At 41.0% G+C, this 1,778-nt stretch carries 2 protein-coding genes; both read left to right on the top strand.

Annotated features, from left to right (window positions below; genetic code table 11):
- The first annotated feature begins 49 nt into the window (after window positions 1-49).
- On the top strand, window positions 50-1,618 hold the full coding sequence (locus ACFIK8_RS08955; protein ID WP_375669216.1) for a hypothetical protein: 1,569 nt from the start codon (window positions 50-52) through the stop codon (window positions 1,616-1,618).
- Window positions 1,619-1,638: 20 nt separating this feature from the next.
- A partial coding sequence (locus tag ACFIK8_RS08950; RefSeq protein WP_375669215.1) for a 4Fe-4S dicluster domain-containing protein occupies window positions 1,639-1,778 on the top strand: 140 nt, incomplete at its 3' end.

Genomic DNA, 1,778 nt, shown 5'->3' with positions numbered 1-1,778 from the left:
TGTCGAGAATAAGCTTTTTACCCGCGTAGCACTAAGAAAGAAAATGATCATGGATAGTAAGATTGTTCAAAAGAATGATATTCTTATTGAAAAAGATGGAAATGGTAAGTTTGAAGGTTTTCGTTTTTATGCCAACAAGAACAATACCGATGATCAAGTAGCTGATACGCAAAGTTTAGCAGATAATGAGAATTTGATTCTCGCTTTTTCCAAACGCGCAATGCGTTTTTGTGCTTCAGCCAATGGAGACTTTACCCTCAGTTCTAACGGAATTGTGCGCTGGATTGGACAACCTGTGGGGCAACTTATTGCAACAGAAGATTTTTTAAAAGCCAAGCTGATTGTTTTAGCAGATACCCAATTAGCGGGAGTGGCCCGGGACGACGTAGTGAAACGGTTAGAGCGTTTTGGCACCTTTCATTTTGAAACGAACTTAAAGCCACTGTTTGATTTGCGCAATGCCGATAGCTTGACGGATTCAACAAGCAGTCTTGCCTTACAACTTGTTAACTCTTTAGGAATTATACCTCGGCGAGAAATAGCCGATGTTGTTAAAAATCTTGATCAAGAATCGCGCGCAGTGCTCCGGCGGTTAGGTGTCCGTTTTGGCGCTTTTCATATCTATATTGCAGGGATGCTTAAACCAGCTCCGGTCCAGGCAATTACACTGTTATGGAATCTCCAAAATGAGGGTCATAACCAAACTGGTGTCAATGAAATTTTTGCCGCGTTAGCAGCTGGACGGACTTCCTTGGTTATTGATCCTACGTATAACCGCCAATTTTATCAGTTAGCCGGTTATCGGATGTTAGGCCAACGTGCTGTACGGATTGATATTTTAGAACGTCTTGCTAACCTAATCCGTTCTGCCGTTCATTGGAAACAAGGGGATGAACCCAAACCTGATGGAGCTTATGATGGTAAAAGTTTTTTTGTAACTCCAACAATGATGTCCATTCTTGGAGCCAATGGAACCGATATGGAAGAAATTTTAAAAGGTCTTGGTTATCAATCGCATGCCTGTAGCAGTACTGTTTTTGAACAAAATCTTCTTCAAAACAAAGTCTCTACCCATACATACACGACGGCACAAGAGGTTCCTGCGGCAGAATACGTTGGCGATCTGTGGCAAAGAATAGGCATATCACAAACAACACAGGGAGAAAAGGGAGCTTTACCCACTTCCGTTGAAATGCAACCCGATAAATTCAATACCGAAGATTGTTTATCGGCAGCTGAACCTGTTGGCGATTTTGCCAAACAAAAATGCATTGCAGCAGAAGAGAAAATTGTTTTACTATGGCGTTATAACAATCATTTTCACCACCACACACAAAAAAAACGTGATAAATCTGGACAGAGGTGGCAAAACAAACAAAAAAAGGCTTCGAAGAAATGGACAAGCGCACAGGAAGACAACTCTCGAGAAGCCACATCACACACTAGAAACTCTCATAAGTCAAATAAACCGCACAGTAAACGCACAAACAATCAATCATCTCAGAGAGAAAGGCGCCCTAATCCTGATTCACCTTTTGCAAAATTAGCTGCGCTACGCGATCAACTTATAAAAGACAAAGATAAAAACGCACATATACTTTCTTCCAAAGGTCACTGAAATAAAAATGGAGTTCGAGCTTGGCCTATGTAATAACTGACAATTGCATTCATTGCAAATATACTGATTGCGTTGAAGTGTGCCCCGTTGATTGTTTTTATGAAGGTGAAAATATGCTTGTCATTCATCCCGATGAATGTATCGATTGTGGTGTCTGTGA

The sequence above is a fragment of the Bartonella sp. MR168JLCBS genome, assembly GCF_042194175.1.
This window is presented reverse-complemented; position numbering and strand designations above follow the sequence as displayed.